Here is a 949-nt window from a genome sequence, read left to right as displayed (position 1 = left end):
GTCGAAGCCGATGATGCTGACGTAGTTGCCGCGGTTGTCCCAGGCGTTGTTGTTGCTCGAGCTCGACGGCGGCACGATCTTGGCGCCCCACTTGGTGGTCGAGACCCAGTAGATACGGCCGCTGGCGGTGCCGTTGGCGGTGGTCTTGATGCCGCCGGCGTAGGTGCCCGGTGCCACCCAGACGGTGGTGCTGGCCTTGGTCGCGGCTTTCGCTGCGCGGGCCAGGGTCTTGAACGGTGCTGCCTTGGTGCCGGCGGCAGTGTCCGAACCGGTCGGCGAAACGTAATAGTTATAGGTGGTGGCCGGGGTCGTGGTCGCGGCGATGGTCACGGTACCGGTGGCTGCCTGCAGGTTGGCGTATTCCTGGGTTGCCTTGAACTCCGATTCGACGAAGCTCAGCGGCACGCCCGAAGCGACCAGGTTGCTCCAGTAAGCCAGGCCGCCCGAATCCGGCTCGCGCTTGAGCACGGTACGGTACAGCTCGGTGACCTGCTGGGTCGGGGTGCCGGTCGTTGCCGACGAGGTGATGCTGGCCAGCAGACGCGGCTGGTTCGACGCCGGCTGGGCGTCGTAGCCCTGCATGGCGAAATTGGCCGGGGCGCTCGATGCTTGCGAAGCAGCTGCATCGGTAGCGTTCGGTTCCACGGCGCTGCCGGTGGCGGCATCGACGCTGCTGGTGATGGCGGCGGCGGTCTGGCTGCCGGCTGCGGCGCCCAGGTCGGCGTTACCGCCGCAGGCGCTCAGGAGAACAGCGGCGCTGCAGCACAGCAGTGCGTTGATACGGAGGGCCGGGGAAAACGAAGCTTGCTTTTTCATTCTACATTCCTTAGGTGCATAAGCGCCCCTGCGGCAACTAAAAAGGGCCGTGTGGATGCGGGGGCAAGGGAAGTCCGCAGCGGGCTGCCGCGGACGCGTGAATCAAAGGTCTTGCTGGTGCTCGGCTGAGCGT

Annotated in this window: 1 protein-coding gene; it reads right to left on the bottom strand. The window is 66.1% G+C overall.

Going from position 1 to position 949, the window contains the following annotated elements; translation table 11 throughout:
* Positions 1–816 (bottom strand): DUF1565 domain-containing protein (locus NX782_RS26255; protein ID WP_258848446.1); only part of this gene is annotated, 816 nt, incomplete at its 3' end.
* Positions 817–949: the final 133 nt, after the last annotated feature.

Source organism: Massilia norwichensis, from assembly GCF_024753245.1.
Classification (GTDB): domain Bacteria; phylum Pseudomonadota; class Gammaproteobacteria; order Burkholderiales; family Burkholderiaceae_D; genus Telluria; species Telluria norwichensis.
Note: the sequence above shows the minus strand (reverse complement) of the source record. Positions and strands in the feature narration are given on the sequence as shown.